This is a genomic window from Ruegeria sp. A4 (genome assembly GCF_056543025.1).
The window spans coordinates 116,282-142,123 of sequence record NZ_JBQGAW010000001.1; the positions used below are offsets into that span (position 1 = coordinate 116,282).

The following is a 25,842-nucleotide window of genomic DNA, read 5'->3' on the forward strand; positions in this document are numbered from 1 at the left end:
GTACTGTATACAGAATACAAGAAGGCATAATGAGACACAGGGAGCTAATGTGATGATCAAGACAGCGCTGCTCAGCGGAACATGCATCGCGCTCATGGCCTCGGCGGCCGGAGCGGAAATCAAGGTAGGATTCATTGGGTCGCTTTCCTCGGACACCGGATTGTCGACGCTGCGCGGGGCCGAGATTGCGATTGAAGAGCTCAACGCAAATGGCGGCGTGATGGGCGAACAGATCACACTGGTCTCGGCGGATACCGGACAGGACCCGACCGAGGGCATCCGGGCCTATGAATATCTTTCGGAAACGGAAGAGGTTGATTTCATCATCTCGGGCTCGATTGACGATGTGTCGCTGGGATGGCTGCCCCGCATGCAGGAATACCGGATTCCGACGCTGGACACCTGGACATCCTATATCGGCATCATCGACATGGTGGTCGAAGACCCTGAAAGCATGGCGCCCTATTTCATGAACATCGCCTCGGATGAGGCGCTGGCAACGTTGTACATCAACTTTGGCGCGGATGTTTTGAAGGAAAAGATGGGGTGGGAGTCCGTCGTCATTCTGGCGGAAGATACGGCCTTTGGCGAGGCGATCACGGGCCTTGTCACCGAAGCGCTTGCACCGGTTGCGGGTATCGAGGTCAAGGACATCATCACATATGACGTTGCCACCGTCGATTTCGCTCCGATCTTCAGCCGCGCGCAGGATACCGGGGCGGACTTCATCTATCAGGTCTCGTCGGTGAACTCGCAGGTTGTGTCTTCGCAATATGTGAAGCTTCAGGTGCCGATGGCGATGACGGGCGTGAACGTCGCTGCGCTGGGTATGGAATATTGGGAAGATACGGGCGGTGCCGGTGGCGGTATCTCGACCCTGTCTCCGATCCCTTCGGTCGGGTTTCGGCTTGATCCGGTCAGCCAGAAATTTGTCGATACCTATCAGGCGAAGTATGACACCCGCCCGCTGCTGCCGCATTTCAACGGGTTCAATGCCTATCATGGGCTGAAACAGGCAATGGCCGCAGCCGAAGAGGCCGGCGGTTTCGACAATGTCGAAGGCTGGGCCGATGCGATGAAGAAACAGGATCTGGTTCTGGAACTGGATGGCCAGTTGTGGCTGCGTTACGCCTTCTGGGGCGATGACGAGGTAGAGCCCGTGACAGGTCGGACTTATCCGCACAATATCCGTTTTGACCTGTCCGAGCCGTTCGACGATGCCGCGCCGTCAATGGTCGTGGTCCAATGGTACGAGGACGGCACCGCCGCCGTTGTCTATCCCGAGAAATACGCGACCGGTGAATTCACTTTGCCAAGCTGGGTCAAACAGTAACCTGTCCGTTCGCTTAGCTTGAAATGGGTGCGCGGGGGCGCGCACCCGCAGCCAGGGATCCTTACATGTTGCAAATACTGATCCAGGGGCTTTTGCTCAGCGGTCTCTATGCGCTTATCGCAATGGGTTTCACGCTGATCTTCAGCATCGGTCGGGTCCTGAACCTGGCCTACGGTGCCTATCTGATGGTCGGCGGGTACATGTATTTCTGGGTGTCCCAGACGCTGGGAATGCCAAAACTGATGGGCGTCGCGGTGGCCGTGGTTCTGGGCGTTCTGATGGGGGTTCTGAAATACCGCCTGATCGTCAAGACCCTGAAAGGGGATCACGTAGCCGTCGAGATCTCGACGCTGATCCTGGCGGTCGTGATTCAGGCCGGGATCGTTCTTGTCTTTGGCGACAGCAGCAAGATCCTGCTGCCGATCGTGCCGGGCGTGATCAACGTGGCCGGAGCGTCCGTCACTTATAATATCCTGATTGCAACGCTGATCAGTTGGGCTGTTTTGCTGGGCCTGTATGCTTTTGTCCGCCTGACACATACGGGGCGAGCGATGCAGGCGGTGTCGATGGACGCCAAGGGGGCCGCGATTTCAGGGATCGATCCGGATCGGATCAACCTGATCACATGGGGTATCTCAGGGGCACTGGGTGCGCTGGGCGGTGTGTTTTTCGCCAGCTATACGCAGCTTTCGCCGTCAATGTGGGTTGCGCCTTTGATCATCTCGGTGGCCGTCGTCATTGTGGGCGGCATCGGGTCGATCATCGGCACGCTGGTCGTTGCTCATATCGTCGGCTTTCTCGAAGTCATCGTTGTCGCTACCCTGGCGCCGGAACTGCGCGGTGTCTTCACCATGCTGCTGATCATAGGCGTGCTGGTGACGCGACCGCAGGGCCTGTTCGGCCGCGAGGAGTTGTAACATGGGTCTGCGCTGGTTTCATTTTGTCCTTTGGGGCGGCCTGATTGCGGGGATGCTGCTGCTGCCCCAGATCGTCTCGAACGGGACGCTGCGCACGATGATCTTTGCCAACTATCTGGCCATCTTTGCCATCAGCTGGGATGTGCTGTCGGGCAGGACCGGGTATGTGAGTTTCGGGCATCCCTTTCTGATCGGTATCGGGGCCTATACGACTGCCATCCTGACCAAACGGTTTGACGTGCCGGTCGAAATCTCAATCCCTGTGGCCGTGCTGGTCACGATGATCGCAGGCCTGATTGTGTTGTTGCCCGCTCTGCGCATTCGCGGCAGCTACTTCGCGCTGGTCACACTGGCTTTCATGGAGCTGCTCTATCAGCTGGTTCAGGTGATCCGCCCGGATCTGACCGGCGGCACACGCGGGATGTCGGGAATTCAAACTCTGACACGCGGCGCTGCAAACGGCTACTACCTGTCCACGGCCCTGATGCTCGGCGTGGCGGTCAGCATGTGGCTGCTGATGAAAACCCGGCTGGGCACTGCACTGGCCGCCATCGGGATGAATGAAGAAAGCGTGCGCGGTTCGGGGCTCAGCACCACGCGGTTGAAGGCCTTTGCGTTTTTAACCAGCGCATTCATCGCAGGTCTGGGTGGGGCGTTCTATGTCCATTACCTGGGCTCACTCGCGCCCCGCGCGCTGTTTGACATCAACTTTCTTTTCACCATCATCGTGGCGGCATTGCTGGGCGGAACATCGACCATCATCGGCCCCATGATCGGTGCGTTCTTCATGACGTTCCTTCTGGAATACCTGCGCCCCGTGCTTCCCGGGGCTGAACGGTATTTCGTCTACGGTGCCATCGCACTGCTTCTCTACATGTATCAGCCAAAGGGATTGGTTGAGCTTGTGCAACGCGGCTTTCAAAGACTGCGGAAAGGGGGGCTGGCATGACCGTTGCGCTGAAAGTTTCCGGTCTCGTCAAACGGTTCGGCGGGCTGGTGGCCACGAATGATCTGTCCTTTTCCCTGCAAGAAGGAGAGTCGCTGGGCCTGATCGGTCCGAATGGCGCGGGAAAGACGACGGTATTCAGCCAGATCATGGGCGAATTGCGGCAGAACAGCGGTATGATCGAGCTGTTCGGCAATGAGATTTCGGCACTGTCGACGCCTCAGCGTATCCGGGCCGGGGTCAGTAGAACCTATCAGATACCTCGGCCGTTCGGCGACATGAGTGTTGCAGAAAACATCAGGGTGGGCCTGATGCCGGACGACATCTGGCGCATGATCGTTTCGCCGCCGGATACGGACAGGGAAAAAGAGCTCGCGCTGAGTGTCGGGTTCACGGAAACGGATCTGAGCCGCTCACCCGCCGAACTGGCCATGGGTGATCTGCGCAAGCTCGAAATGGCCCGAACCATGGCCACCGCACCGCGTGTCATGTTGCTGGACGAGGTGTTTGCGGGTCTGACAGTTGGTGAAATCGCGCAGATTTCCGATCTCATACAATCCATGCGCAAGGACGGGATGACCTTTTTGATCGTCAGCCATGATTTGCCAGCATTGGAACCGTTGATCGACCGCGCCATCGCCATCGAGCGGGGCACCATGATTGCCCAAGGCGCGTTCAGCGACGTGATGAACGACGCGGCCGTTCAGGCCTCGTATCTGGGGAGCGTCTGATGTCCTATCTGGAAATCGAGAACCTGTCCGCGTTTTACGGCAAGGCCCAGGCGTTGACCGATATTTCGATCACGGTGCAGCCCGGCGAGATCGTCGCCGTGGTCGGCCCGAACGGTGCAGGTAAATCCACCTTGTTGGACAGCATCATGGGCCTTGTGAAAATCGAAGGCGACATCCGCTTGCGCGGGCACAGCCTTGCCGGTCGAAGCCCTTCGGAAATCGTGCGTCACGGGGTGGGCTATGCGCCCGAGCGGTTCAACCTGTTTCCCTATATGTCCGTGCGCGACAACCTGATGGTGGGGGCCTTCACCGCACGAGACGATATCGAAAACAACCTTGAGATGGTGCACAGTCTTTTCCCGCGTCTGCAAGAACGGGAAGGACAGGAGACGTCGACCCAATCCGGCGGGGAAAGGCAGATGGTGTCCTTTGGCAGGGCTTTGATGACCAGCCCGGAACTGCTGCTTGTCGATGAGCCGACGATCGGTCTTGCCCCGAAGATCTGTCACGAGATTGCCGAAGTCGTCCGTCAGCTGAACAAGGAATACGGGCTGACCGTCGTCATCACGGAACAGAATGCCAATTTTGCCCTGTCGCTTGCCAGCCGCATCTATGTGCTGGAGTCCGGGCGGATGCAGACGTCGGGTACAGCTGACGAACTGAGAAATGACAAACGCTTGCTCGAGGCCTATTTCGGCGGCCATTGAGTGGCTTGGTTGGCAAGCCGGGCAGGTGCTGTCCGGCCATTCGATGGCAGGTGCTGTCCGGCCATTCGATGGCGGGTGATTTCAGTTTCAGCCAAGTGCGGCCAGAACCTCGGTGCTCACGTCGATGCCATGGGCTTCGGCGGCTGCCCGTTTTGCAAGGCGACCGTCCCCCGGAACCCGGGCGGATCCGTTGCCGGAAATCTCGGCGCAGATGCGGGCGACATATTCGTTGAAGGCCGCGTTGCCGAACCGGGTGGGATCGATGGCAATCAGGGTCGCACCACCTTTGATGTTCAGGGCGCCGAAGGATTCGCGTTCTTCGTTGTCCACGGACAGGGTCCCACCGGCCAGCGCGGCGCCCACCACCTCAACCATGAAGGCGATCGCGGCCCCCTTATGCTCTCCGAATGGCAACAGGCTGCGGGTTTCAAGGATGGCATTCGGGTCTGTTGAGGGCTCGCCTTGGGGATCAAGACCGGCAGGGCGGGGCAGGTCGTGCCCCTCGGCAGCGGCCATGCGGATATCCATGAGGGCCACCATGGACGAGGCCTGATCCCAGACCACGGGCGCGTCGCCGTCACGCGGGCAGGCAAAAGACATGGGGTTGGTGCCAAAAACCGGGCGAACCCCACCTTGCGGAACCACCATGGACAACGAGTTGATCACGGCAAAGGCCACCAATCCGGCTTCGGCCAAAGGTTCGGTGTCAAACCGTAACGCACCCAGATGGTGGCAGTTCGCACAGGTGAACGCGGCAATCCCGTTTTCCCGGGCCATCGCGATCAGATCCTCGCGGGCTGCTGCCGCTGCAACCTGATAATACCCGTTGTCGGCGTCACAGCGCAAAACGCCCGGGGCAACCTTTTCGGTTTTGGGCTTCGCGTGCCCGTTGGCATAGCCGGACGTGAAGCTTTGGACATAGACCGGCAACATGCGCAACCCGTGACTGCGTGGGCCGTCCCGTTCAGACCGGGTGACGATATCGGCAAGTACATCACTGCTGCGCGTGTCCGCTCCGGCAGAAACAAGAACCGATTTGGCCAAGTCCCGAACTTCGGCAAGTGAAAGCGTTTTTGTCGGTTGTTCGGTCATCGGTTCGAGTCCAGTCTTTCTGTTTTTGCACTCAAGCGCGCGGGCGTGTGTTTGCGGGATCGACAGCACATGTGTCGATGACCACGGCGTCGCGCATCTCATTGTGGACCAGCACCTGCATTTTCGTTCCGGGCGCCGTCATGTTCTGTGGCACTAGTGCCATCGCAATGTCGTGGTTGCAATAATAAGAGAACCCGCCCGAGGTGACACGGCCGATCAGCTTGCCCTGAGCATAGACGCCCTCGTCAAACATCACCGATGTTTCGCCATAGGGCAGTTTCAGCGTGACCAACCGCCGATACGCGCCTTCCTTTTTCTGTTTCAAAAGAGCGGCCTTGCCTATAAAGTCGCGACCATCAGTTACCACGAACCGATCAAGGCCGGCCTCGTATGGCGTCATGTCCTTGCAAATCTCGCGATTGATGGCGCGATAGGATTTTTCAAGACGCATGGATTCCAGTGCCTCAAGCCCGAAAGGTTTCACACCGGCCTTCAGCAGCAGGTCGACAAGATGGCGGTTGTAACCGACCGGGTGATGCAGTTCCCACCCCAGCTCGCCGGTATAGGACAGGCGAAGCAGATGAACGCCCTTGGCGTATCCCACTTCACCCCTTTGCGCAGAAAGCCAGGGGAAGGCTTCGTTCGACAGATCATTGTCGGTCAACGGTTGCAGGATCTCTCGTGCCTTGGGGCCAGCCAGAGCAATCACGCCCAATTGTTCTGAAACATCTTCAAGAAGGACAGAGCTGTCATTGGGCAGTAAACGTCGCAGTTGATCCCAGTTGTAGGCGCGCCAGTTCGGAGTGGAGACCAGGTAAAAATCATTCTCGGCATAGCGGACGACCGTATATTCCGCATCCATGCCGCCCTTTGGGTTCAACAAAAGCGACAGGGTCATTCGCCCCACTTTGGGCAGCCTGTTCGCCATGAGGCCATCCAGCCATTCGGCGGCCCCGGGTCCGCGCAGGGTGAACTTGGTCATCGGCGACATCTCGATGAAACCGGCCACGTCACGGGTGGTGCGCACTTCTTCCTGAACGCGTTCCATGTGGTTGGTGCGGCGGAAGGAATGTTCCGGAACAGCGTCCTCGCGCGATTTGGCGAACCAGCGCGGAAACTCATATCCGTTGAAGCTGGTCCAGACGGCGCCATGCGCGCTCAGCAGGTCGTAAGACCCCATCGTTTTCATCGGGCGCGCGTCGGGAAAGTCCTCTCCGGGAATGTGCGCGTTCATGTGGGTCCCCCACGTTTCGCGCACCTTGTCCATGGTCCACCGCTTGGACGCGTAATCCGAAAAACGGCGCGGGTCGAGTTCAGACATGTCCATGCCCGGATCCCCATCGACGATCCAGCGGGCCAGGCGTTCACCAACAGTGCCCCCCCACAATATGCCGCCGGGCATGCCTTCGGCCAGCCACAGGTTTTCATGCCCCGGCGCAGGCCCCGCAAGCGGCAACTCGTCCGGCGTCATCTGGAACGGACCTCGGGTGTTGGCCTTGATACCCACCACTGCAAGTGTTGGAACCCTCTCGATGGCGCGTTCCCACTGCGTTTGGACCGCGTCGAAATCTTCGGGCAAGAGGTCGGCACCAAAGTCAGGCGGAACGCGATCTTCGGCAAATAGCTTGAGGTCTTTGGTGAACTCATAAGGACCGAACTGAATGCCGCCCACATCTTCGCGCAGATAGGCACCGTAATCTTCATCCCGCAGGATCGGGAACTCGGGCAACCCCTGCGCGCGGCGTTCTTTCAGCAGCGGAACGGTTTCCGTTGTCCAATATTGGTGAACGATTGGAATGCAAGGCAGATCCAGGCCAACACGGCGCGCGTTTTCGCGGGCATAGTTTCCGGTTGCGAAGACAAGATGTTCGCAAGTGATCTCACCCTGATTGGTTGTAACCTTCCAAAGACCGTTTTCCAGTTTTTCATAAGCCTGCGCTTCGGTGTTCTGAAACACTTTGGCGCCTTTCTCGCGCGCCAGCCTGGCCATTGCCATGGTGATGTCGGCAGGGTTCACATAGCCGTCCTCGGTATGCAGGATGCCGCCGCGAATATGTTCCGATTGGTTGAGCAGAGGGTGCAGTTCGGCGATTTCCTCTGGCGTCAGCAGCTTGCAGGGCACACCGGCGGCTTCGGCAATCGAGACATAGGACAGGAACTCGTCCCAGCGTTCCTGCGTATTGGCAACGCGCAACTGGCCCACCTGGCGCAGCCCGACCGAGGCGCCGATCTTCTTTTCGACTTCGGAGTAGATGCGGATGGTCTCCATCGTCATCTTCGAAACATTGTGGGACCGCACGAAGGTGACCAGCAGACCCGCCGCATGCCAGGTAGAGCCGGAGGTCAGCGTCGTTCTCTCCAGCATGACTGCATCTGTGCATCCATGCTGCGTCAGACCATAAAGAACCGAAGCCCCAACGCATCCGCCTCCTACGACGACAACCTTGGCATGTGACTGCATTCGACGCATTCCTTCCTGAGGCTGTTTTCGTTTCCAGAGGGTCAGTCAAAACGAAATCAGCGGGCTGAGAACTGATTGAACTGTTTACGTGAAATCCGCGTCAGGCAATTCGAAAAATTTTCCGCTCCAGCTGAGTTCAGTTAAACCATGATCGGATTTGCCGATGATCTCGCGCATTCTGTGAGGCGGTTCGCAAAAATACCGGCCATCTCTTGTTTCGAATTGTTGTGTTAGCGCAAACTGTGCTGGTAAGGTCTGACATAGGCTTGGGGTGCGCTTTGTAGCGCCCGCGATCCGTGCGGCATACGAAGGGGGAAATCGCGTGTATCTCGGTCTGGATTTGGGGACGTCAGGTCTTCGGGGAATTGTGGTCAGCGAAGAGGGCAAAGTCGTCGCCGAAGCCGAAGCAGGTGTCGAGACATCGATTTTGCATCCCGGCTGGTCGGAACAAGATCCGTCCGATTGGCTAGAGGCCTGCCAAAACGTCGTTGCCCAATTGCGCGCGTTGAACGGTTCCGCATTTTCTGCGGTGCGCGGCGTCGGTCTGAGCGGCCACATGCACGGTGCCACGTTGCTGGATCGGGATGGCAATGTGCTGCGGCCCTGTATCCTTTGGAACGACACGAGATCAGCGCAGGAAGCTGCGGAGCTGGATGGTCTGCCATCGATGCGCGCGATCACCGGGAACATCGTTTTTCCGGGTTTCACCGCACCCAAGCTGGAATGGGTGCGCAGACACGAGAGCGACGTGTTTGAAAAGACGTCCAAAGTGTTGCTTCCGAAGGATTATCTGCGTTTCTGGCTCACCGGCTCCTATGTCAGCGACATGTCCGACAGCGCCGGTACGGCGTGGCTGGACGTTGGAAAACGTGAATGGTCGGACACCGCGCTGGATCTAAGCCACATGCGCCGGGACCAAATGCCAGAGCTGGTTGAAGGCAGTTCGGCAGGCGGAGAACTGCGGTCAGAGATCCTCGGGCAATGGGGTCTGACCGGGCCCGTCGTGGTTGCCGGTGGGGCCGGTGACAACGCGGCGGCGGCCTGCGGTATCGGAAGTATTGGCGAGGGCAGCGGATTTCTTTCCTTGGGCACGTCGGGTGTGCTGCTTGTCGCAAAGGAAAGCTATGCGCCCGCGCCGGAAACAGCGGTTCATTGTTTTTGTCATGCGGTTCCGGATCGCTGGATTCAAATGGGTGTGATCCTGTCGGCCACCAACAGTCTCAACTGGCTGTCGCGTCACCTCGGTCAACCCGTCGGTGCGCTGGCGTCGACCCTGCCGGATTCGGTGAAGGGGCCTTCAAAGATTACCTTCCTTCCGTACCTGTCCGGTGAACGGACGCCTCACAACGACAGCGACATACGTGGGGCATTCCTGGGACTGGATATCGCATCGGAGCCCGCTGATCTGACGCAATCCGTGACAGAGGGGGTTTCCTTTGCCATGCGCGATTGCTTGGAGGCGCTCAAAAGCACGGGCACCAATCCCGAAAGTCTGCTGGTCGTCGGTGGCGGGGCGCGGTCGCGGTTTTGGCTGGAAACGCTGGCCACGGTTCTGAACACGCCGCTTGCTGTGCCCGATGGAAGTGGGTTCGGCGCAGCCATAGGCGCAGCGCGTCTTGCTGCATGTGCGGTGGACGGCACCGATCCAAAGGATGTCATGCTGGCCCCGGAAGTCGCTGAGCGTGTTGAACCACGTGTCGAGCTGTCCGGCGCATATGAGGCGGAATATCAGCGGTATCGCAAATACTATGCTGCTTTGTCCCCTTTGGCCGCGCGCTGATGGCTGATCCCAAACCCATGCCTGTCGAGCAGGTCCTTCTGGAAGACGGCAACATGTCCGTTTCCCTGTTGAACTATGGCGCAATCACGCAAGGCTGGTGGCTTGGCGAAACACCTTTGATATTGGGCTACGAAAACCCGCAGGATTACCTGTCGGACCCGTTCTACCTTGGCGCGATGGTCGGGCGAGTGGCCAACCGCATCGGCGGGGCGCAGTTTGCATTGCAGGGGCGCATTCATCACCTGACAGCAAACGAAGGGCCGACCACGCTGCATGGTGGTCCGAGCGGGCTGTCCCGCAAATACTGGGATATCGTGAAAACCTCTCCAAATCAGGTGGTTCTGTCCTTGACTTCACCTCACGGTGAAGGCGGTTTTCCCGGTGAAGTCAAGTTTGAGGTGCATGTCGAACTGACCTGTCCGCGTCTGATCTACACAATCAGGGCGCGCCCGGATCGCCCAACGCCGATCAGCATCGCGCAGCACAATTATTACACTCTGGGCTGCCCTGAGGATATCCTGGACTGCCGGCTCAGGCTGAGATCGAACCGGGTGCTGGCGTTGGACGCGCGTTCCGTTCCTTCCGGAGATATCTCAGCCGTCGGCGACAGTGTACCAGATTTCGCGTTGTCACGTACCGTCGGGCCAGAGGGGCGCGAGCTGGACCATTATTTTGTGTTTGATGACGGTGGAACCCATGATCATCCGGTCGCAGAGGTCACGGCACCTTCGGGATTGAAGATGAACCTGTATTCAGATCAACCCGGTGCACAGGTCTATGCCGGAGCACACCTGTCAGGCCGATTTAGCCCGTGTGCGGGGCTGTGCATTGAACCGTCAGGATATCCGAACGCCGTGAACATCCCTGCGTTCCCGTCCGTCATCCATACGCCGGACAACCCGTATCAACAAACTTTGACACTTGAGATATCCGAGGAACGATCATGAGACTTCAGATTGCAGCAAATGCCGTAGGCATCTGGATGTCGCTTTCAATTGCTCAGGCGCAAGACCTTGGTCCGAAACCGGAATTCATCGAACCTGACTTTGCAAACGCAGAGTTGGGGCAACTGCTGTTCTACGATCCGATCCTGTCGGGCAACAAGAACATCAGCTGCGCAACCTGTCATCATCCGAAGCTGGGAACGTCCGACGGGCTTTCACTGGGTATCGGCGAAGGTGGGGCTGGGCTGGGCGGTCAGCGCAAGGTCACACAAGACAACAGACCCGAACAGCGCATTCCCCGGAACTCGCCCGCGATGTGGAACCTCGGGGCGCTGGAATTCACGACGTTTTTCCATGACGGCCGCCTCGAGACGGACCCGTCACAGCCCAATGGCATCAGAACCCCGTTGGGGACGCATATGAGGCCGGGGTTCAAATCGGCTTTGGCGGCGCAGGCGATGTTTCCGGTGCTGTCACCTGACGAAATGGCGGGGCATTATTCTGAAAACGAGGTGAGCAAGGCCGTACGACTCGGCTTGCTGACCCAAGAGGGTGGCGCCTGGGATCTGATCGCCGCGCGCGTGGCGGCGATACCAGAGTATCAAAGGCGATTTGATGACATCGCGCCCGGAGAAGGCATCTCCTTTACCGCAATCGCCAATGTCATTGCCGATTTCATCGCGTTTGAGTGGCGGGCTGACAACAGCCTGTTTGATCGTGCGATGCAAGGCGAAGACAGGCTGCCCGAACAAGCGCAGCTGGGGATGGAGCTGTTCTACGGAAAGGCTGGATGCAGTGCCTGCCATTCCGGCTGGTTCCAGACCGATCACGGGTTCCATTCCATCGCCATGCCTCAGATCGGCCCCGGAAAATCAGCCCGTTTCGAAAATCATGTGCGGGATGACGGGCGACTGCGCGTCACGGGCGACAAGGATGATGCATTCGCATTCCGCACGCCTTCGCTGCGCAACGTGACCTTGACGGCGCCCTATGGCCACAGCGGTGCCTACGCACGGCTTGAGGATGTCGTGCGTCATCATCTGGATCCGGTTTCCGCTTTGCGGAACTACGCCATCGAAATGGCTGACCTGCCAGAGTTTTTCGGGGCAGAGGATCAAAAGGCTTTGCTTGATCCCCGGCATGTCGAAGCCATAGCTGCGTCAAACGATCTGGCGCCCATCGACCTGAGTGATGACGAGGTCGATGCCATCCTGAGTTTTCTGGGCACGCTGGAAGATCCGGCAGTTCGGTTGGGTGTTCCCCAATCGGTTCCCAGCGGATTGCCCGTCGATCAATGATCAACGGCCGAGGCGGATCACCTGATTGGCATCTACCTTCTGCCAATCTCCATGTTCACCATCAGGCCAGATCACCCGTACTTCTGCGGTTTCGAGGTCTCCTAAACCAAAGTGGTGGAACCCGGCAATTCCGCTGGCGTGCCCCCCGCCAATGGTCACTTCACGGGTTTGAATGCCCTCGGGCGTCCTGACCTCGATAAAACTGCCGACTGCCTGTCTGTTGGGGTGGCTCTGGCCGAGATCAATCATGAGCCAGTTGCCGGTCGTCGGTTCATTCTGGAAAACCTCAAGGTCCGAGCCGCGATTGACCACCACCAAATCCAGCCATCCATCCCCGTTGAAATCCGTCAGGGCTCCGCCGCGGGACTTTGCCATGGACGCGACACCAGCTTGTGATGCTGTTTCGAAAAACTGACCGTTGAAGGTCTGCATCAACAGGTTGTTGGGGTCGTTCTGCGCCGCGTCGGGCATCTGCTCAACATTGCCTTTGGCAACGAAAATGTCGTCCAGCCCATCATTGTTGACGTCCCCGAACTGTGCATGCCAGCCGGTCGAGGGGCGGCCGTCACCTCCTGCATGTGGCCTGTGTGCCGTTGTTCCACGGTCGTAAGTCGCATCTCGCCATGTCGGCCCATCTGATGCAGGATCAAAAACCTGGAATTTCTGGTCCCCCATGGACGTCAGATAAACATCGGAAAACCCGTCACCGGTCAGATCCCGCGAAGCGATCCCCATGCCCCAGATCGAATAGGGTAGCCATCCATCGGCCTCGCTGTATCGGCGCGGGGTGTCTTCCATGGCCCACAATTGCTCTTGCCCGCCACGCACATAGTAGTGGCGGTCATTGCTGACACGCAGATCCGCGCGACCCGTGCGCGCCCAGTCGGAAAACAGGATCGACAGCGAACAGTGACCGGGTTCCAGACGGACAGGATCGCCATACTTTTCGTCTTGGGGTCGGTACAGAAGCGTCGGCCCGCAAGCCTCAAAAGGTCCATCCGGATTGCTTCGGTCGACATAGGTTCCAAAGGCCAGCGTTGGCAGGGTTTGCCCGCGTTCCCAAGTGGCGGAAAAGCCGGTTGTCCAATGGTCCTGAGATTGAAAACCCAGTGCCGTGAAGGGCTCGAACGCGCAGTTCGGTTTGCCACGAAGCAACAGGTCTTTGCCTACGCGCAAAACCGCAAGATCCAGGAACCCATCGCCATCAATGTCTACCGGGTATGCGCCGGTCACACGGGTCAAGGATAGCTGGTCAGGTGTTTCCGAGCGAAAACTGACTATTGCGTCGGATATGTTGATGAACAATTGCGCTGGGTTTGATCCCCCAGCCACGAACATTTCAGGGCGGTCGTCATCATTGCAGTCAAAGACCGCGACACCCCCGCCGACGAAATGTTCCCAGCCGCCATCGTAAACATGGCCGGGGGTTTCCACCTTTTGAAAGCGGGGTGGAACGGTATCCGCAGCGGCAGCGGAACCTGCCGCAAGCAAGATTGCCATCTTAATTCGCATGAGCCGCCAGTTCCCTGACCTTCAGGATAGAAACTTGTTCAATTCCATAAGCCGCCGCCCCTTTTGCCCACATTGAATCGCCCCAGTGGTTGACCTTGATTTCCGGCAACGGCGCGTCGACGCTGACGACGCCGTTTTGGACACGTGCCATCACCTCGTCTGAATGCAGGTAATCAAATCGACCTCTGGCGCCGGACAGGATAATGCACTCGGGGTCGAACAGATTGATCAGGTTCGAAACTCCCATCCCGAACATTTGGCCCGCGCGGGCCAGAACGGAAATGGATCGGGCGTCGCCGGCTTTTGCTGCTGCAAGTATATCGACAAGCGTGCGGGGATCCGTTGCTTCACTGGCGATCGTCGCTTCGCGGATCAGGGCGTATTCCCCCACATAGGCCTCCAGGCATCCGCGCTGCCCGCATTGACACAAGGCGCCGTCCAACTGAACTTTGAGGTGCCCGAATTCTGCGCCGCATCCGCGTTCACCGCGATAAAGCTTGCCATCAAGAACGATGCCCAGACCGATGCCGTGTTCGATCGTAACAACCAAAAAGTTCTTCAGCCCCTTTCCCAATCCAAAAAGCTGTTCCGCCTTTGCGACCAGATTGGCGTCGTTTTCGATGAAGGCGGGGCAGGGGAGCACCTTGGACAACAGCGGGCTCAAATCCACATTTCGTTCCGTCAGCGAAGATGACCAATGCACGAAGTTCTGATTTGCATCGATAAGGCCAGCGATGCCGATGCAGACACCGGACAAATCGGCAAGGGATCGGTTTGCCGAGGCGCAGGCCTGATCAAGCACGGCGCGGATCTTCTTGGCAAACGCATCCGGGGCCATGCGGGCTTGGTCCAGCGGATGCGTATACGAAGTGATTTCGGTTCCTTCGAAATCCACGAGTATGACTGAAACCTGCTGGCGGGCGACTTTCACGCCCGCGATCAGATGTGACGCGCCATTCAGTTTCAGCTGTACCCGCGGTCTGCCGCGGCGCGCTGATTTGGAAGGTGTTTCGCTTTCTATTTCCGCAATCAGACCGGCAGACAGCAGATCGGCAGTGGCGGTTGTGATGGTCGCTGGGCTGGTCTCCAACGCGGTGGCTATGTCGATTCGTGAAATGGTTCCTGTGGCCCGGATTTTTTCCAGAACGCGCAGGCGAGTGACGTTCCTTTGGTCCGTGGCATTTGAAGAAGCTTTGCTTTTCAGCATCTTGCCCTCGCGAATCTGATCCCTGTTTCAACCTAGGTGGTTTTTTCAGTTACCGATAGCATAAATATTTTACCGACTGAAATAAATATGCTACTCAGAATTATCGGGGCCACGAATCATGAAACGATGGCTCAATGAAACCGGGAGGAAATCATGAAACGAATTCTCAGCGCCTCTGTAGTGGCGGTCCTGATGGGGACAGCTGCATTCGCAGAGCCCACGGTCGGCGTAAGCTGGTCGAATTTCCAGGAAGAGCGTTGGAAGACCGACGAAGCGGCGATCAAGGCTGCACTGGAAGCGGGCGGTGCGGAATACATCTCGTCTGATGCCCAATCTTCTTCTGCCAAGCAATTGTCGGATATTGAAAGTCTGATTGCCCAGGGCGTTGATGCGCTGATCATTCTGGCGCAGGATTCCCAGGCTATCGGCCCGGCAGTGCAGGCGGCGGCAGACGAAGGCATTCCGGTCATCGCGTATGACCGTCTGATCGAAGACGACCGTGCCTTCTATCTGACATTCGATAACGTTGAAGTTGGCCGGATGCAGGCCCGCGCGGTGTTCGAGGCGATGCCGAAAGGCAACTATGTGATGATCAAGGGCTCGCCCACGGATCCGAACGCGGATTTCCTGCGTGGCGGTCAGCAAGAGATCATCCAGGCCGCCGTTGACAGCGGCGATATCGTCATCGTGGGAGAAGCTTATACCGACGGTTGGCTGCCTGCGAACGCACAGCGCAACATGGAACAGATCCTTACCGCGAACGAAAACAACGTTGATGCCGTCGTGGCCTCGAATGACGGTACTGCCGGCGGTGTTGTTGCAGCCCTGACCGCGCAGGGCATGGAAGGCATTCCGGTCTCGGGTCAGGATGGCGATCACGCGGCGCTGAACCGGGTTGCCAAGGGTACGCAAACCGTTTCTGTCTGGAAAGATGCGCGTGAGCTGGGCAAAGCTGCCGGTGAAATTGCAGTTGCGTTGAGCAACGGGACAAGCCCCGAGGACATTGAAGGTGCCATCAAATGGACTTCGCCCGGCGGAACCGAGATGAATTCGGTCTTCCTTGCGCCTGTACCGATCACCAAAGACAACCTGTCCGTCGTGGTCGATGCTGGCTGGATTCCGTTGGAAGACCTGTGTCAGGGCGTCGAAAACGGCCCTGCACCCTGTAACTAAACCAAGTTCCAAACCATAATATCTCTGGCCCGCAAGGGCGGGCCAGAGATCATAGCTGAACATGAAAGATCGGATATGACCGAAACTTCGTCTCAGCCGGTACCCCAAAAAGCAAAGGCCAACCTGTTTCAGCAACTGGAACTGGATATGCGGCTATTGGGCATGATCGGCGCCTTCATCATCCTGTGCATTGGCTTCAACATCGTGACGGATGGCCGCTTTCTGACGCCCAGAAACCTGTTCAACCTGTCGATCCAGACCGTCTCGGTTGCGATCATGGCCTGCGGCATGGTGTTCATCATCGTCATGCGCCACATAGACCTGTCGGTTGGGGCGCTGCTGGCGACCACATCTGCCGTGATGGCGATGACCCAGACCGAGCTCTTGCCGAATGTTCTGGGCATGGGTTTGAACCACCCGGCGACCTGGGCGATCACGTTGGTGGTGGGCCTTGTGGTTGGCACATTGATCGGCGCGTTCCACGGTTGGATGGTGGGGTATCTGACCATACCAGCCTTTATCGTGACGCTTGGCGGTTTTCTGGTCTGGCGCAACGTCGCCTGGTACATGACCGATGGACAGACGATCGGCCCGCTGGACAGCACGTTTCTGATGTTTGGCGGCACCAACGGGACCTTGGGAACAACCGTCAGCCTTCTGTTCGGCCTGGCCGCCACGGCTGTTGCGATCTGGGCGTTGTGGAGCGGTCGCCGGTCCAAAGCCGCTCATGGATTCCCTGTTAAGCCGGTCTGGGCTGAAGCAACGCTGGCCGGGATCATCGGCATCGCCATTATGGGTTATGTCTTGATCGTCAACAGCTATGCCATCCCGACCCGTCGTCTTGAACGCATGTTCGAAGCGCGCGGCGAGACGATGCCGGAAGGGTTGGTTGTGGGATACGGCATCCCGATTTCGGTTCTGATCCTGATCATTGTGGCGGTGACATTGACCGTCGTGGCCCGCAAAACCCGCTTTGGCCGTTACATCTTTGCCACCGGCGGCAACCCGGACGCGGCCGAGTTGTCGGGCATCAACACCCGTTTGATGACCGTCAAGATCTTTGCCCTGATGGGCTTCCTGTGCGCGCTGTCGGCAGTCGTGGCCTCGGCCCGTCTGGCCAACCACTCGAATGATATCGGGACGCTGGATGAACTGCGCGTGATTGCCGCTGCCGTCATCGGTGGAACGGCGCTGTCCGGCGGCATCGGAACGATCTACGGCGCAATCCTTGGCGCGTTGATCATGCAGGCGCTGCAATCCGGCATGGCCATGGTTGGCGTGGATGCGCCGTTCCAGAATATCGTCGTCGGCACCGTCCTGGTTCTGGCCGTCTATATCGACATCGTCTATCGCAAACGTCTGGGGGCGAAATGATGCAAGCACAAGAAACACAGAACCGGGCTTCGGGTCGCGGATCGGGCCAGCCTCCGCTGGTGGAAATGCGCGATATCTCGATTTCTTTCGGGGGTATCAAGGCGGTAGACCATGTGTCGGTCGATCTCTACCCGGGCGAGGTCGTGGGCCTTCTGGGCCACAACGGGGCCGGCAAATCCACCCTGATCAAGGTTCTTTCGGGCGCCTATCAGATGGAGCATGGCGAAATCCTGATCGACGGCAAGAAGGTCGAGATCAACAACCCCCGTGACGCGCGCGCCAACAATATCGAGACGATCTATCAGACGCTGGCGCTGGCGGACAACCTGGATGCAAGTTCGAACCTGTTTCTGGGCCGCGAAATGGTCACGCCCTTTGGTCTGGTCAACGACGCCGCGATGGAGGCGGAATGCCGCAAGATCATGGCGCAGCTGAACCCGAACTTTCAGAAGTTCAATGATCCGGTCTCGGCCCTGTCGGGTGGTCAGCGTCAATCGGTGGCCATTGCACGGGCGGTGTATTTCAACGCGCGTATCCTGATCATGGACGAGCCCACGGCCGCACTTGGCCCGCACGAAACACAGATGGTGGCGGACCTGATCCAACAGCTCAAGGCGCAGGGGATCGGGATTTTCCTGATCGACCATGATGTACACGCGGTGATGGAGCTGTGTGACCGGGCCTCGGTCATGAAGAACGGGCAATTGGTTGGAACAGTCGATATCGCAGACGTCACCGATGACGATCTGTTGTCGATGATCATTCTGGGCAAAAAGCCCGGCGAAAAGACGGAATGAGGTAAGCGAAATGACGAGCGGTTTTTTTCAGGGAATTGAAGAAGTCCAATTTGAAGGCGAGGACAGCAAGAACCCGCTCGCATTCCGTCACTACAACCCGGACGAGATCATCTTGGGCAAGCGCATGGAGGATCACCTGCGTTTTGCCGTGGCGTGGTGGCATTCCTTCGCGTGGGAGGGCGGAGATCCGTTTGGCGGCCCCACTTTCGAGCGCCCCTGGCACCCACAGGATGACATGGGCCGCGCCAAGATGAAGGCCGATATCGCGTTCGAGATGTTCCAGATTCTGGGACAGCCCTATTTCTGCTGGCATGATGCCGATATCCGTCCAGAGCAGGGGAACTTCGCCGACAATCTGCGCACGTTGAACGAGATCACCGACTATATCGGTGAAAAGATGCAGGCATCCGGCACCAAGCTGTTGTGGGGTACGGCCAACATGTTCAGCCATCGCCGCTGGATGGGCGGTGCCAGCACCAATCCCGATCCCGACGTCTTTGCCTTTGCTGCCGCCACGGTGAAATCCTGCATGGATGCCACCCACAAGCTGGGCGGAGAAAACTATGTGCTGTGGGGTGGGCGCGAAGGGTACGAGACGCTGCTCAACACCGACATGAAAACCGAGCTGGATCATATGGGCCGGTTCCTGAACATGGTGGTCGAGTACAAGCACAAGATCGGGTTCAAAGGTGCGATCCTCGTCGAACCCAAACCGCAGGAGCCATCAAAGCACCAATATGATTTCGATGCCGCGACCTGCATCGGTTTCCTGCGCAAATATGGGCTTGAGAATGAGGTCAAACTGAACCTCGAACAGGGTCACGCGATTCTGGCGGGGCACAGTTTTGAACATGAGATTGCAGTAGCCGCGGCCGAGGGGATGCTGGGCTCCATCGACATGAACCGGAACGATTATCAATCAGGATGGGATACGGATCAGTTTCCCAATAACACTCCCGAGGTTGCGCTAGCCTATTACCACATCCTGAAGGCGGGTGGGTTTACCACCGGCGGCACCAATTTCGACGCCAAGCTGCGCAGGCAGTCGATCGATGCCAAAGATCTGATCGCCGCGCATGTGGGCGGGATGGACATCTGTGCCCGGGGCCTGAAAGCAGCGGCAGCAATGATCGAAGATGGCGGATTGGAACAGGCGCTGGCTGATCGGTATGCGGGCTGGAATACGCCCGAGGCGCAGGCAATGCTGACCTCTGGTCTTGACGAGATTGCAGCGCGGGTGCTGGCCGAGGGTCTCAATCCAGATCCGCGCTCGGGGCGTCAGGAAATCCTCGAGAACTACGTGAACCGTTTTGTCTGATCCCCGTGGGTTCTAGCCGGTCCTGAAAATAACTTGTGTACAATGCCCCGGAAACGCGTGAGTTTGCTTCAGCGTTGGCCGGGGCTTTCCCTTGCCGGGCGCAACGGCATCAAAGGCCCGTCGGGGTCGAACAGGTGGGGCGAACAGGGTTTTGGCGGATCAATCGGCAGGCAAAGCGGTGTTTCTGAGCGGCAGTCTGATGCTGCATGTGACACGCATGTCATTGACCACCAGCATTGGCCTGATGGCCATTTTTGCCGTCGACTTTGTCGATATGATCTTCATCTCGATGTTGGGCAACGATGCGCTTGCGGCGGCGGTGGGCTATGCCGGTACGCTGCTGTTTTTCACCAACGCGATTAATATCGGATTGTCGATTTCCGCCGGGGCGCTGGTTGCTCGCGAACTCGGGGCCGGGCGGGCTGAACAGGCAAGACACTACGCGTCCAGCGTGGCCGTTATTGGGCTGATTGCCGGGCTGACGACCTCGGGACTGGTCTTGTTGAATCTCAGCTCTCTGCTGTCCTTGCTTGGTGCGGAAGGAGAGGTTCTGAGGCTGGCGACGCGTTATGTGTCGATCATCCTTCCGACCATGTTCGTGATGTCCATTGCGATGACGGCGATGGCCGTGCTGCGCGCTCATGGCGATGCGCGGAGGTCAATGATGGCCACGATCTACGGCGGAGTGGTGAATGCAGTTCTGGACCCGATACTGATCTTTGCGGTCGGGCTGGGGCTGGATGGCGCCGCTATCGCCTCGGTCCTGGCGCGGCTGTGCATGCTGGGGGCGGCGTTGTGGCCAGCGCATCGGGTGCATCGGGGATTTGCGCGCCCTTCACTGAAGCAGGTTGCAAAGGATTTGCGCCCCGTGCGGGCGATTGCAATTCCAGCGGTTCTGACAAATGTCGCCACGCCGATCGGCAATGCAATCGTTGTCAGGGAAATCGCGCAATATGGAACGGATGCGGTTGCGGGCATGGCCGTGATAGGGCGCCTTTTGCCGGTGGCGTTTTCGGTCATCTTCGCTCTGTCCGGCGCGATAGGGCCAATCATCGGACAGAATTTTGGGGCCGAAAAGTTCGATCGCGTGCGCGCTGCCTTTCTGGCAGGGATCAAGTTCACGGCTCTTTATGTCGCTTGCATGTCGGCCATTTTGTTTTTGCTGCGCGCACCGATTGCGGATCTGTTTGCTGCCGAGGGCGAAACCCGCAGTCTGATCTATCTGTTCTGCGGCCCGTTGGCATTGGCTTCGTTCTTCAATGGCGTGATCTTCGTGACAAATGCCAGCTTCAACAATCTGGGGCATCCGGTCTATTCCACATGGATAAACTGGGGTCGTCACACTATCGGCACTTGGGTTTTCGCGACGATTGGTTCACAGATCGCCGGCGCATCCGGCGTTCTGCTGGGGCAGGCGTTTGGAGGCGTCATCTTTGCAGTCATAGGCTGGGTTATGGTCGCGCGGGTCGTGGCGCGGTTGGAGCGCTCGCAAGCGCTCGAGCCTTTTTCAGATCAGGGTCGGCTTCATTCGCTGTTCGGGCGTCGCGGCTGGTGATCAGGTCGGATCAGTTCCCCTGATTGCGTGCTTCCAGCCGTTCCAGATTGACCACGGTTGACAGCATCAGGCGGTCATGGCTCCAGTCCTGCGTTTGCCGGATCGACGCAGACCCCAATGCAAGAAGGATGGCGAAGGTCAATGCCATCCCCAGGAACAGAGCGGGCAGGGTGGGCACCGTCGGTTGCGCATCAGTCAGCGCAAGCACGCGCTGGCGCAGCACACGCTTGGCCTTGCCGCCCGTCACAAAGGCAACATTCAAAACGCGGGGATTGTTAACCGAGATCGTACGTGCGCAATAATCCAGCAGGCACGCGGTGTACTCGCGCGCATCGATCCGTTTGCGGGCCACCACGGACTGGTCGCATGCCAGTTCACGCAAGCGGCCGAACTGATACTTGAGCATCAGATAGGCTGGGTTCCAGAACAACAGCGGGCGCAGCATTTCAAAGCCCAGTTCCCATTCCACGTCACCGGCCCGAACATGCTGAAGCTCGTGCGCCAACGCAAAGCGCAGTTCGTGCGGGGTATCCAGCAGGTGGCTTGGCAGAACGACATGGCGACGGCGCAATCCGCGTACGGCGAACGGTACGGTGATGCGATCCGAAAGACGGATGTCAACCTTGGCCGACTGCCGCCAAAGAAAGCTGGACTTGACTGTCTGGCGGATCATCATCGCATCCCGCAGCGCGCGGGCCGCAAACACCGCTGCGACCATAACAAGCAGGGTTGCAAGGGCAGTGATCACCGGCTGTTGCCCTGACAATGCAAGGTCCACCCACCGTTCACGGGTGTTCAGCAAGGCTTCGAACTGGGTGGCGGGCATGGCGATATCGCCGCGCAGATAGGCGGCAACGGCGATGTCGCCAAGCGCCATGGCGCTGCCCGGCCATGCGTAAGAGGCGAATGATGACACGCCGAACGCAAGAAACGGGCTGATCAGTACGCACACGCACAGCGCCTTGATCGCACGCAACTGCGCGACATAGCTGTGGCGCAGGGCTGTTCGGGTCAGGGCTGCGCGGGCCGCCAGCCAGATGACGGCTGACAAGGCCAGCACGATGTTGAGTTCGATAAACGTGTCGAGAACCGGTCTAACCGCTGTCATTTTGCAGTCTCCTTTCTACCAGTGCTCGAATTTCCTCCAGGTCGGCTTCGCTCAGCCCCGCATCATCGACAAGCCGGGCCACCAGTGTGGCGGGTGTGTCGTCAAACAGAGTGCGGGACAGGTTTTGGAGAGAGCGGGCCTGATATCTGTCCTTTTCCAGAAGCGGCGTATAGATCAGGGTCTTTCCTGTCTTGCGGCTTTCCACAAAACCTTTCTCGTCCAGAATACGCAGGATCGTGGCACCGGATGTATAGGCCAGATTGCGTTCCGAAGGCAGGCGGTCCAGGACATCTCGCACCGAGCCTTGCCCGAGGGCCCAGAGCTCGTTCATGAACTCCAGTTCAACCTCGGTCAGCAGATTTGTTGTCTTTTTCTTTCGCATCGATCTCGGTGTTGTCATGTTTAGTATGCCTGCCAGACAAGCATCCTTTCGCGATTTCTCAAAGTCTAAACTTTCCAGAACACAAAAACGCCCCAGCCGATAGACAGGAAAAGAGGTGTCCATACCGGCTGCCCGACAATGCCCAGCCATGCGAGGAAGATATAGGCGGACCCCAGAAGGGTGATGAAAAGCCGATCGCCCAATGTAGTAGTCAGCCCCAGTACACCGCGCCGTTCTATGCCATCGCGATACTTGAAGCCCTCAAGAACGCCAATCAGCGCGATGGCCGAAAAGATGCCGACAAATACGGCAAGTGTCGCCGGGGTCCAGGCCATCCAGAAATCGGGCCACAGTGGTGCAGTCCAGGAAAAACTTTTTTCCTCTTGCTGGCCGACACTGCCCCATCCGGCCTGCTGGGCAAGGGTCGTGGAAGGCAGGAAAAGAAGGGTGAGAAGAAGTTTACGCATATCGAACCTCACACACGTCCCATCGCGAAACCACGCGCGATGTAGTTGCGGACAAACCAGATGACGATGGCGCCGGGGATGATGGTCAGGGTGCCGGCGGCGGCCAGCAGGCCCAATTCATAGCCCGCGCTGGACGCGGTGCGGGTCATCACGGCGGCGATGGGTTTGGCCTCGACCGCGGTCAGGGTCTTGGCCAGCAGCATTTCCACCCAAGAGAACATGAAGCAGAAGAAGGCCGCCACGCCCACGCCCGCTTTGATATTGGGCAGGAAGATCGTCACGAAGAAACGTGGGAAGGAATAGCCGTCGACATAGGCGGTTTCATCCAGCTCTTTTGGAATTCCCCGCATGAAGCCTTCCAGAATCCAAACTGCCAGCGGCACGTTGAACAGTGTGTGGGCTAGTGCCACGGCCAGATGCGTGTCGAACAGGCCGATCGAAGAATAGAGCTGAAAGAACGGCAAGGCGAAGACCGCTGCCGGGGCCATCCGGTTGGTCAGCAACCAGAAGAACAGCTGCTTGTCACCTAGGAACCTGTAGCGAGAGAACGCATAGGCGGCAGGCAAGGCGACGCTGACCGAAAGCACCGTGTTCAACGTCACATAGGTGATCGAGTTGATATAGCCCCAATACCACGTCGGGTCCGTGAAGATGGTGATGTAATTCTCCAGCGTAAAGGTCTGGGGGAACAGGGAAAAGCCCGACAGGATCTCGTTCGTTGTCTTGAAGGACATCGCCACCAGCCAATAGATCGGCAGCATCAGGAACGCGATATAGAGGATCGGGATGAGAGACCGCTTCTTCATTGCGCGTCATCCTTTGTCATGAGGGTGTAGAAGAGCCACGAAACCAGCAGCGTGATGGCGAAATAGATCAGGCTCATCGCAGCCGCAGGGCCAAGATCAAACTGCCCCAGCGCGATCTTCACAAGGTCGATCGACAGCAGGGTGGTCGAGTTGCCGGGCCCACCCCCGGTCAGCACGAAGGGCTCTGTATAGATGTTGAAACTGTCCATGAACCGCAGCAGGACCGCGATCGTCAGAACTGTCTTCATCTTGGGTAGCTGGATGTAGCGGAACACCGACCAAGGGCTTGCGCCGTCGATTTTGGCCGCCTGATAGTAGGCGTCCGGGATCGACACGAGGCCTGCATAGCACAGCAACACGACGAGCGACGTCCAGTGCCAGACATCCATAACGATGACGGTGATCCAGGCCGAAAGCGGCTGTTGCGTCATGTCATAGTTGATGCCCAGAACGTCATTCAGGAAATATCCCAACAGACCGATTTTGGGCAGGGTGAAGATGTTCCACATGGACCCAACGACGTTCCACGGGATCAGCATCGGCAGGGCCATCAGCACCAGGCAGACAGGCACCCAGAAACCTTTGCGCGGCATCGACAGGGCCACGATGATGCCAAGAGGCACTTCGATGATCAGGATCAGGAAAGTAAACAGGAACTGTCGTCCAAGTGCGGCCTGAAACCGGTCCGACCGCAGGATCTGTTCGAACCAACCCAGGCCTTCCCAGAAAAACTGGTTATTACCAAAGGTTTCCTGCACCGAATAGTTGACCACTGTCATCATCGGCACCAGCGCGTTGAACGCGACCAGTGCCAGCACGGGCAGGACAAAGAACCATGCTCTTTGGTTTTCCGTTCTCATAGCGCCCGCTCCTCGGTTGCGATCCAGCCGTCGCGGTAGACGCGGGATTGTTCAGGTTTGAATTGCAGGAAGACCTGTGATCCGGGCTCGGGCACGCTGTGTTCTGCCACGGCCTTGAGGGCGGTATTGCCGACCATCGCGCTGACCACAAAGTGGCGACCGATGTCGGAAACCTTGGTCACATGCGCCGGGATGCCGGTCTCGCCCAAGCCGACATATTCCGGGCGAATCCCCAGATCGGTACGGCCGCCATCACCGTGAATGGGACCTTCCAGCATGACTTCGTGCCCTTCGAACAGGGCGCGGTCGCCGCGCGCCTCGCAGGGCAGCACGTTCATACCGGGCGAGCCGATGAAATGGCCCACGAACGTGTGCTGCGGGCGCTCGAACAGCTCCACCGGAGTGCCGATCTGCACCACTTCGCCCTCTTGCATCACCACGACCTCGTCCGCGAAGGTCAGGGCCTCGGTCTGGTCGTGGGTGACGTAGATCATCGTCGCCTTGACGCGCTGGTGCAGTTCTTTCAGCTTGGACCGCAGCTTCCATTTCAGATGCGGGTCAATCACGGTCAGAGGTTCATCGAACATCACCGCGTTTACGTCGTCGCGGACCAGGCCGCGACCCATCGAGATTTTCTGCTTGTTGTCCGGGCTGAGGCCGCTGGCACGGGTGTTCAGCATGTCGGTGACATCCAGCATCTCGGCGATCGCATCGACGCGGCGCTTGATCGTCGCCGGATCGACGCCGCGGTTCTTGAGCGGAAAGGCCAGGTTTTCGCCCACGGTCATCGTGTCGTAAATCACCGGAAACTGGAACACCTGTGCGATGTTGCGCTGATCAGGGGGCAGAGCGGTCACGTCACGGTCGTCGAACAGGATCTGCCCTTCGGACGGGGTCAGCAGGCCCGAGATGATGTTCAGCAGCGTGGACTTGCCGCAGCCCGACGGGCCCAGCAGGGCATAGGCCCCGCCATCACGCCAGGTCACGTCGATTTCCTTCAGCGCATAATCCTCGGGGCCTTTTGGCGACGGCATGTAGCTGTGGCGGAGGTTTGAAAGTTTGATCTGTGCCATG

General features: G+C 58.3%; 23 protein-coding genes. 13 read left to right on the plus strand and 10 right to left on the minus strand.

All coding sequences use genetic code 11. The features are described from left to right. Positions 1 to 52: 52 nt before the first annotated feature. From ACR0E2_RS00545 to ACR0E2_RS00565, 5 genes are all read left to right on the plus strand, one after another. Positions 53 to 1,333, plus strand: coding sequence for an ABC transporter substrate-binding protein (locus tag ACR0E2_RS00545; RefSeq protein WP_480444694.1), 1,281 nt, complete (start codon positions 53 to 55; stop codon positions 1,331 to 1,333). 65 nt (positions 1,334 to 1,398) lie between these two features. After that, positions 1,399 to 2,250 carry a branched-chain amino acid ABC transporter permease gene (locus ACR0E2_RS00550; protein WP_171613569.1) on the plus strand — a complete coding sequence of 284 codons (852 nt, stop codon included), beginning with the start codon at positions 1,399 to 1,401 and terminating at the stop codon, positions 2,248 to 2,250. Between the two features lies 1 nt (position 2,251). After that, positions 2,252 to 3,199, plus strand: a complete 948-nt coding sequence (locus ACR0E2_RS00555) for a branched-chain amino acid ABC transporter permease (protein ID WP_171228442.1) — start codon at positions 2,252 to 2,254, stop codon at positions 3,197 to 3,199. Further along, complete coding sequence (locus ACR0E2_RS00560) at positions 3,196 to 3,927, plus strand: ABC transporter ATP-binding protein (RefSeq protein ID WP_480444696.1); 732 nt, start codon at positions 3,196 to 3,198, stop codon at positions 3,925 to 3,927. The genes ACR0E2_RS00555 and ACR0E2_RS00560 overlap by 4 nt, the downstream gene beginning before the upstream one ends. Next, entirely contained in the window at positions 3,927 to 4,634 is a 708-nt protein-coding gene (locus tag ACR0E2_RS00565; RefSeq protein ID WP_152457508.1) for an ABC transporter ATP-binding protein, read from the plus strand. Before ACR0E2_RS00560 ends, ACR0E2_RS00565 begins: the two co-directional genes overlap by 1 nt. Before the next feature lie 87 nt (positions 4,635 to 4,721). On the opposite strand, the gene ACR0E2_RS00570 is transcribed toward ACR0E2_RS00565, so the two are convergent. Both ACR0E2_RS00570 and ACR0E2_RS00575 read right to left on the minus strand, forming a co-directional pair. Beyond that, positions 4,722 to 5,726, minus strand: a complete 1,005-nt coding sequence (locus tag ACR0E2_RS00570) for an Ldh family oxidoreductase (protein ID WP_480444698.1) — start codon at positions 5,724 to 5,726, stop codon at positions 4,722 to 4,724. 31 nt (positions 5,727 to 5,757) lie between these two features. Next, entirely contained in the window at positions 5,758 to 8,187 is a 2,430-nt protein-coding gene (locus ACR0E2_RS00575) for a GcvT family protein (protein WP_480444701.1), read from the minus strand. Between the two features lie 322 nt (positions 8,188 to 8,509). Here ACR0E2_RS00575 and xylB point away from each other — a divergent pair, with 322 nt between their 5' ends. The 3 genes from xylB to ACR0E2_RS00590 are packed head-to-tail and all read left to right on the plus strand — an operon-like array spanning position 8,510 to position 12,209. Next, positions 8,510 to 9,967, plus strand: coding sequence for a xylulokinase (gene xylB, locus ACR0E2_RS00580; protein ID WP_480444703.1), 1,458 nt, complete (start codon positions 8,510 to 8,512; stop codon positions 9,965 to 9,967). Continuing rightward, the gene (locus ACR0E2_RS00585; protein ID WP_480444705.1) at positions 9,967 to 10,914 is read left to right on the plus strand and encodes an aldose epimerase family protein; all 948 of its coding nucleotides are present in this window, start codon (positions 9,967 to 9,969) and stop codon (positions 10,912 to 10,914) included. Before xylB ends, ACR0E2_RS00585 begins: the two co-directional genes overlap by 1 nt. Next, positions 10,911 to 12,209 carry a cytochrome-c peroxidase gene (locus ACR0E2_RS00590; RefSeq protein WP_480444706.1) on the plus strand — a complete coding sequence of 433 codons (1,299 nt, stop codon included), beginning with the start codon at positions 10,911 to 10,913 and terminating at the stop codon, positions 12,207 to 12,209. Before ACR0E2_RS00585 ends, ACR0E2_RS00590 begins: the two co-directional genes overlap by 4 nt. On the opposite strand, the gene ACR0E2_RS00595 is transcribed toward ACR0E2_RS00590, so the two are convergent. Together ACR0E2_RS00595 and ACR0E2_RS00600 are read right to left on the minus strand one after the other, a co-directional pair. Then, entirely contained in the window at positions 12,210 to 13,709 is a 1,500-nt protein-coding gene (locus tag ACR0E2_RS00595) for a CRTAC1 family protein (RefSeq protein WP_480444708.1), read from the minus strand. 1 nt (position 13,710) lies between these two features. Then, positions 13,711 to 14,928, minus strand: coding sequence for an ROK family transcriptional regulator (locus ACR0E2_RS00600; protein ID WP_480444709.1), 1,218 nt, complete (start codon positions 14,926 to 14,928; stop codon positions 13,711 to 13,713). Positions 14,929 to 15,081: 153 nt separating this feature from the next. On the opposite strand from ACR0E2_RS00600, the gene xylF reads away from it, so the two are divergent. From xylF to ACR0E2_RS00625, 5 genes are all read left to right on the plus strand, one after another. Further along, positions 15,082 to 16,101, plus strand: coding sequence for a D-xylose ABC transporter substrate-binding protein (gene xylF / locus ACR0E2_RS00605; protein WP_152457515.1), 1,020 nt, complete (start codon positions 15,082 to 15,084; stop codon positions 16,099 to 16,101). Between the two features lie 75 nt (positions 16,102 to 16,176). Further along, the gene (locus ACR0E2_RS00610; RefSeq protein WP_171228450.1) at positions 16,177 to 17,475 is read left to right on the plus strand and encodes a sugar ABC transporter permease; all 1,299 of its coding nucleotides are present in this window, start codon (positions 16,177 to 16,179) and stop codon (positions 17,473 to 17,475) included. Beyond that, a complete protein-coding gene (locus ACR0E2_RS00615) occupies positions 17,475 to 18,272 on the plus strand; it encodes an ATP-binding cassette domain-containing protein (protein ID WP_480444711.1) in 798 nt (265 codons plus the stop codon). Before ACR0E2_RS00610 ends, ACR0E2_RS00615 begins: the two co-directional genes overlap by 1 nt. 10 nt (positions 18,273 to 18,282) lie before the next feature. Next, positions 18,283 to 19,590, plus strand: a complete 1,308-nt coding sequence (gene xylA / locus ACR0E2_RS00620) for a xylose isomerase (protein ID WP_480444712.1) — start codon at positions 18,283 to 18,285, stop codon at positions 19,588 to 19,590. 199 nt (positions 19,591 to 19,789) lie between these two features. Continuing rightward, positions 19,790 to 21,145 (plus strand): MATE family efflux transporter, encoded by a 1,356-nt coding sequence (locus tag ACR0E2_RS00625; RefSeq protein WP_480444713.1) that lies wholly within the window; start codon positions 19,790 to 19,792, stop codon positions 21,143 to 21,145. A 10-nt stretch (positions 21,146 to 21,155) separates the two neighbouring features. Here ACR0E2_RS00625 and ACR0E2_RS00630 read toward each other — a convergent pair whose 3' ends face one another. The 6 genes from ACR0E2_RS00630 to ACR0E2_RS00655 form a co-directional block, all read right to left on the minus strand. After that, positions 21,156 to 22,253 (minus strand): M56 family metallopeptidase, encoded by a 1,098-nt coding sequence (locus ACR0E2_RS00630; RefSeq protein WP_480444715.1) that lies wholly within the window; start codon positions 22,251 to 22,253, stop codon positions 21,156 to 21,158. Then, positions 22,240 to 22,635: a BlaI/MecI/CopY family transcriptional regulator gene (locus tag ACR0E2_RS00635; protein WP_170346648.1), complete on the minus strand. Its 396-nt coding sequence runs from the start codon at positions 22,633 to 22,635 to the stop codon at positions 22,240 to 22,242. Before ACR0E2_RS00635 ends, ACR0E2_RS00630 begins: the two co-directional genes overlap by 14 nt. Before the next feature lie 65 nt (positions 22,636 to 22,700). Then, positions 22,701 to 23,102 (minus strand): DUF2160 domain-containing protein, encoded by a 402-nt coding sequence (locus tag ACR0E2_RS00640; RefSeq protein ID WP_480444716.1) that lies wholly within the window; start codon positions 23,100 to 23,102, stop codon positions 22,701 to 22,703. Between the two features lie 8 nt (positions 23,103 to 23,110). Continuing rightward, the gene (locus tag ACR0E2_RS00645; RefSeq protein ID WP_152457520.1) at positions 23,111 to 23,908 is read right to left on the minus strand and encodes a carbohydrate ABC transporter permease; all 798 of its coding nucleotides are present in this window, start codon (positions 23,906 to 23,908) and stop codon (positions 23,111 to 23,113) included. After that, entirely contained in the window at positions 23,905 to 24,768 is an 864-nt protein-coding gene (locus tag ACR0E2_RS00650) for a carbohydrate ABC transporter permease (RefSeq protein ID WP_480444718.1), read from the minus strand. Before ACR0E2_RS00650 ends, ACR0E2_RS00645 begins: the two co-directional genes overlap by 4 nt. After that, complete coding sequence (locus ACR0E2_RS00655) at positions 24,765 to 25,841, minus strand: ABC transporter ATP-binding protein (RefSeq protein ID WP_480444719.1); 1,077 nt, start codon at positions 25,839 to 25,841, stop codon at positions 24,765 to 24,767. The genes ACR0E2_RS00650 and ACR0E2_RS00655 overlap by 4 nt, the downstream gene beginning before the upstream one ends. Between the last annotated feature and the right edge of the window lies 1 nt (position 25,842).

Bases quoted from the DNA above. Each gene is read 5' to 3' on its own strand.
- xylA (WP_480444712.1), top strand. From the start codon at position 18,283: ATGACGAGCGGTTTTTTTCAGGGAATTGAAGAAGTCCAATTTGAAGGC.
- ACR0E2_RS00650 (WP_480444718.1), bottom strand. From the start codon at position 24,768: ATGAGAACGGAAAACCAAAGAGCATGGTTCTTTGTCCTGCCCGTGCTG.
- ACR0E2_RS00630 (WP_480444715.1), bottom strand. From the start codon at position 22,253: ATGACAGCGGTTAGACCGGTTCTCGACACGTTTATCGAACTCAACATC.
- ACR0E2_RS00550 (WP_171613569.1), top strand. From the start codon at position 1,399: ATGTTGCAAATACTGATCCAGGGGCTTTTGCTCAGCGGTCTCTATGCG.
- ACR0E2_RS00600 (WP_480444709.1), bottom strand. From the start codon at position 14,928: ATGCTGAAAAGCAAAGCTTCTTCAAATGCCACGGACCAAAGGAACGTC.
- ACR0E2_RS00645 (WP_152457520.1), bottom strand. From the start codon at position 23,908: ATGAAGAAGCGGTCTCTCATCCCGATCCTCTATATCGCGTTCCTGATG.
- ACR0E2_RS00595 (WP_480444708.1), bottom strand. From the start codon at position 13,709: ATGGCAATCTTGCTTGCGGCAGGTTCCGCTGCCGCTGCGGATACCGTT.
- ACR0E2_RS00625 (WP_480444713.1), top strand. From the start codon at position 19,790: ATGCTGCATGTGACACGCATGTCATTGACCACCAGCATTGGCCTGATG.
- ACR0E2_RS00560 (WP_480444696.1), top strand. From the start codon at position 3,196: ATGACCGTTGCGCTGAAAGTTTCCGGTCTCGTCAAACGGTTCGGCGGG.
- xylF (WP_152457515.1), top strand. From the start codon at position 15,082: ATGAAACGAATTCTCAGCGCCTCTGTAGTGGCGGTCCTGATGGGGACA.
- ACR0E2_RS00610 (WP_171228450.1), top strand. From the start codon at position 16,177: ATGACCGAAACTTCGTCTCAGCCGGTACCCCAAAAAGCAAAGGCCAAC.
- ACR0E2_RS00585 (WP_480444705.1), top strand. From the start codon at position 9,967: ATGGCTGATCCCAAACCCATGCCTGTCGAGCAGGTCCTTCTGGAAGAC.
- ACR0E2_RS00565 (WP_152457508.1), top strand. From the start codon at position 3,927: ATGTCCTATCTGGAAATCGAGAACCTGTCCGCGTTTTACGGCAAGGCC.
- ACR0E2_RS00555 (WP_171228442.1), top strand. From the start codon at position 2,252: ATGGGTCTGCGCTGGTTTCATTTTGTCCTTTGGGGCGGCCTGATTGCG.
- ACR0E2_RS00635 (WP_170346648.1), bottom strand. From the start codon at position 22,635: ATGCGAAAGAAAAAGACAACAAATCTGCTGACCGAGGTTGAACTGGAG.
- ACR0E2_RS00545 (WP_480444694.1), top strand. From the start codon at position 53: ATGATCAAGACAGCGCTGCTCAGCGGAACATGCATCGCGCTCATGGCC.
- ACR0E2_RS00655 (WP_480444719.1), bottom strand. From the start codon at position 25,841: ATGGCACAGATCAAACTTTCAAACCTCCGCCACAGCTACATGCCGTCG.
- ACR0E2_RS00590 (WP_480444706.1), top strand. From the start codon at position 10,911: ATGAGACTTCAGATTGCAGCAAATGCCGTAGGCATCTGGATGTCGCTT.
- ACR0E2_RS00570 (WP_480444698.1), bottom strand. From the start codon at position 5,726: ATGACCGAACAACCGACAAAAACGCTTTCACTTGCCGAAGTTCGGGAC.
- ACR0E2_RS00615 (WP_480444711.1), top strand. From the start codon at position 17,475: ATGCAAGCACAAGAAACACAGAACCGGGCTTCGGGTCGCGGATCGGGC.
- ACR0E2_RS00640 (WP_480444716.1), bottom strand. From the start codon at position 23,102: ATGCGTAAACTTCTTCTCACCCTTCTTTTCCTGCCTTCCACGACCCTT.
- ACR0E2_RS00575 (WP_480444701.1), bottom strand. From the start codon at position 8,187: ATGCAGTCACATGCCAAGGTTGTCGTCGTAGGAGGCGGATGCGTTGGG.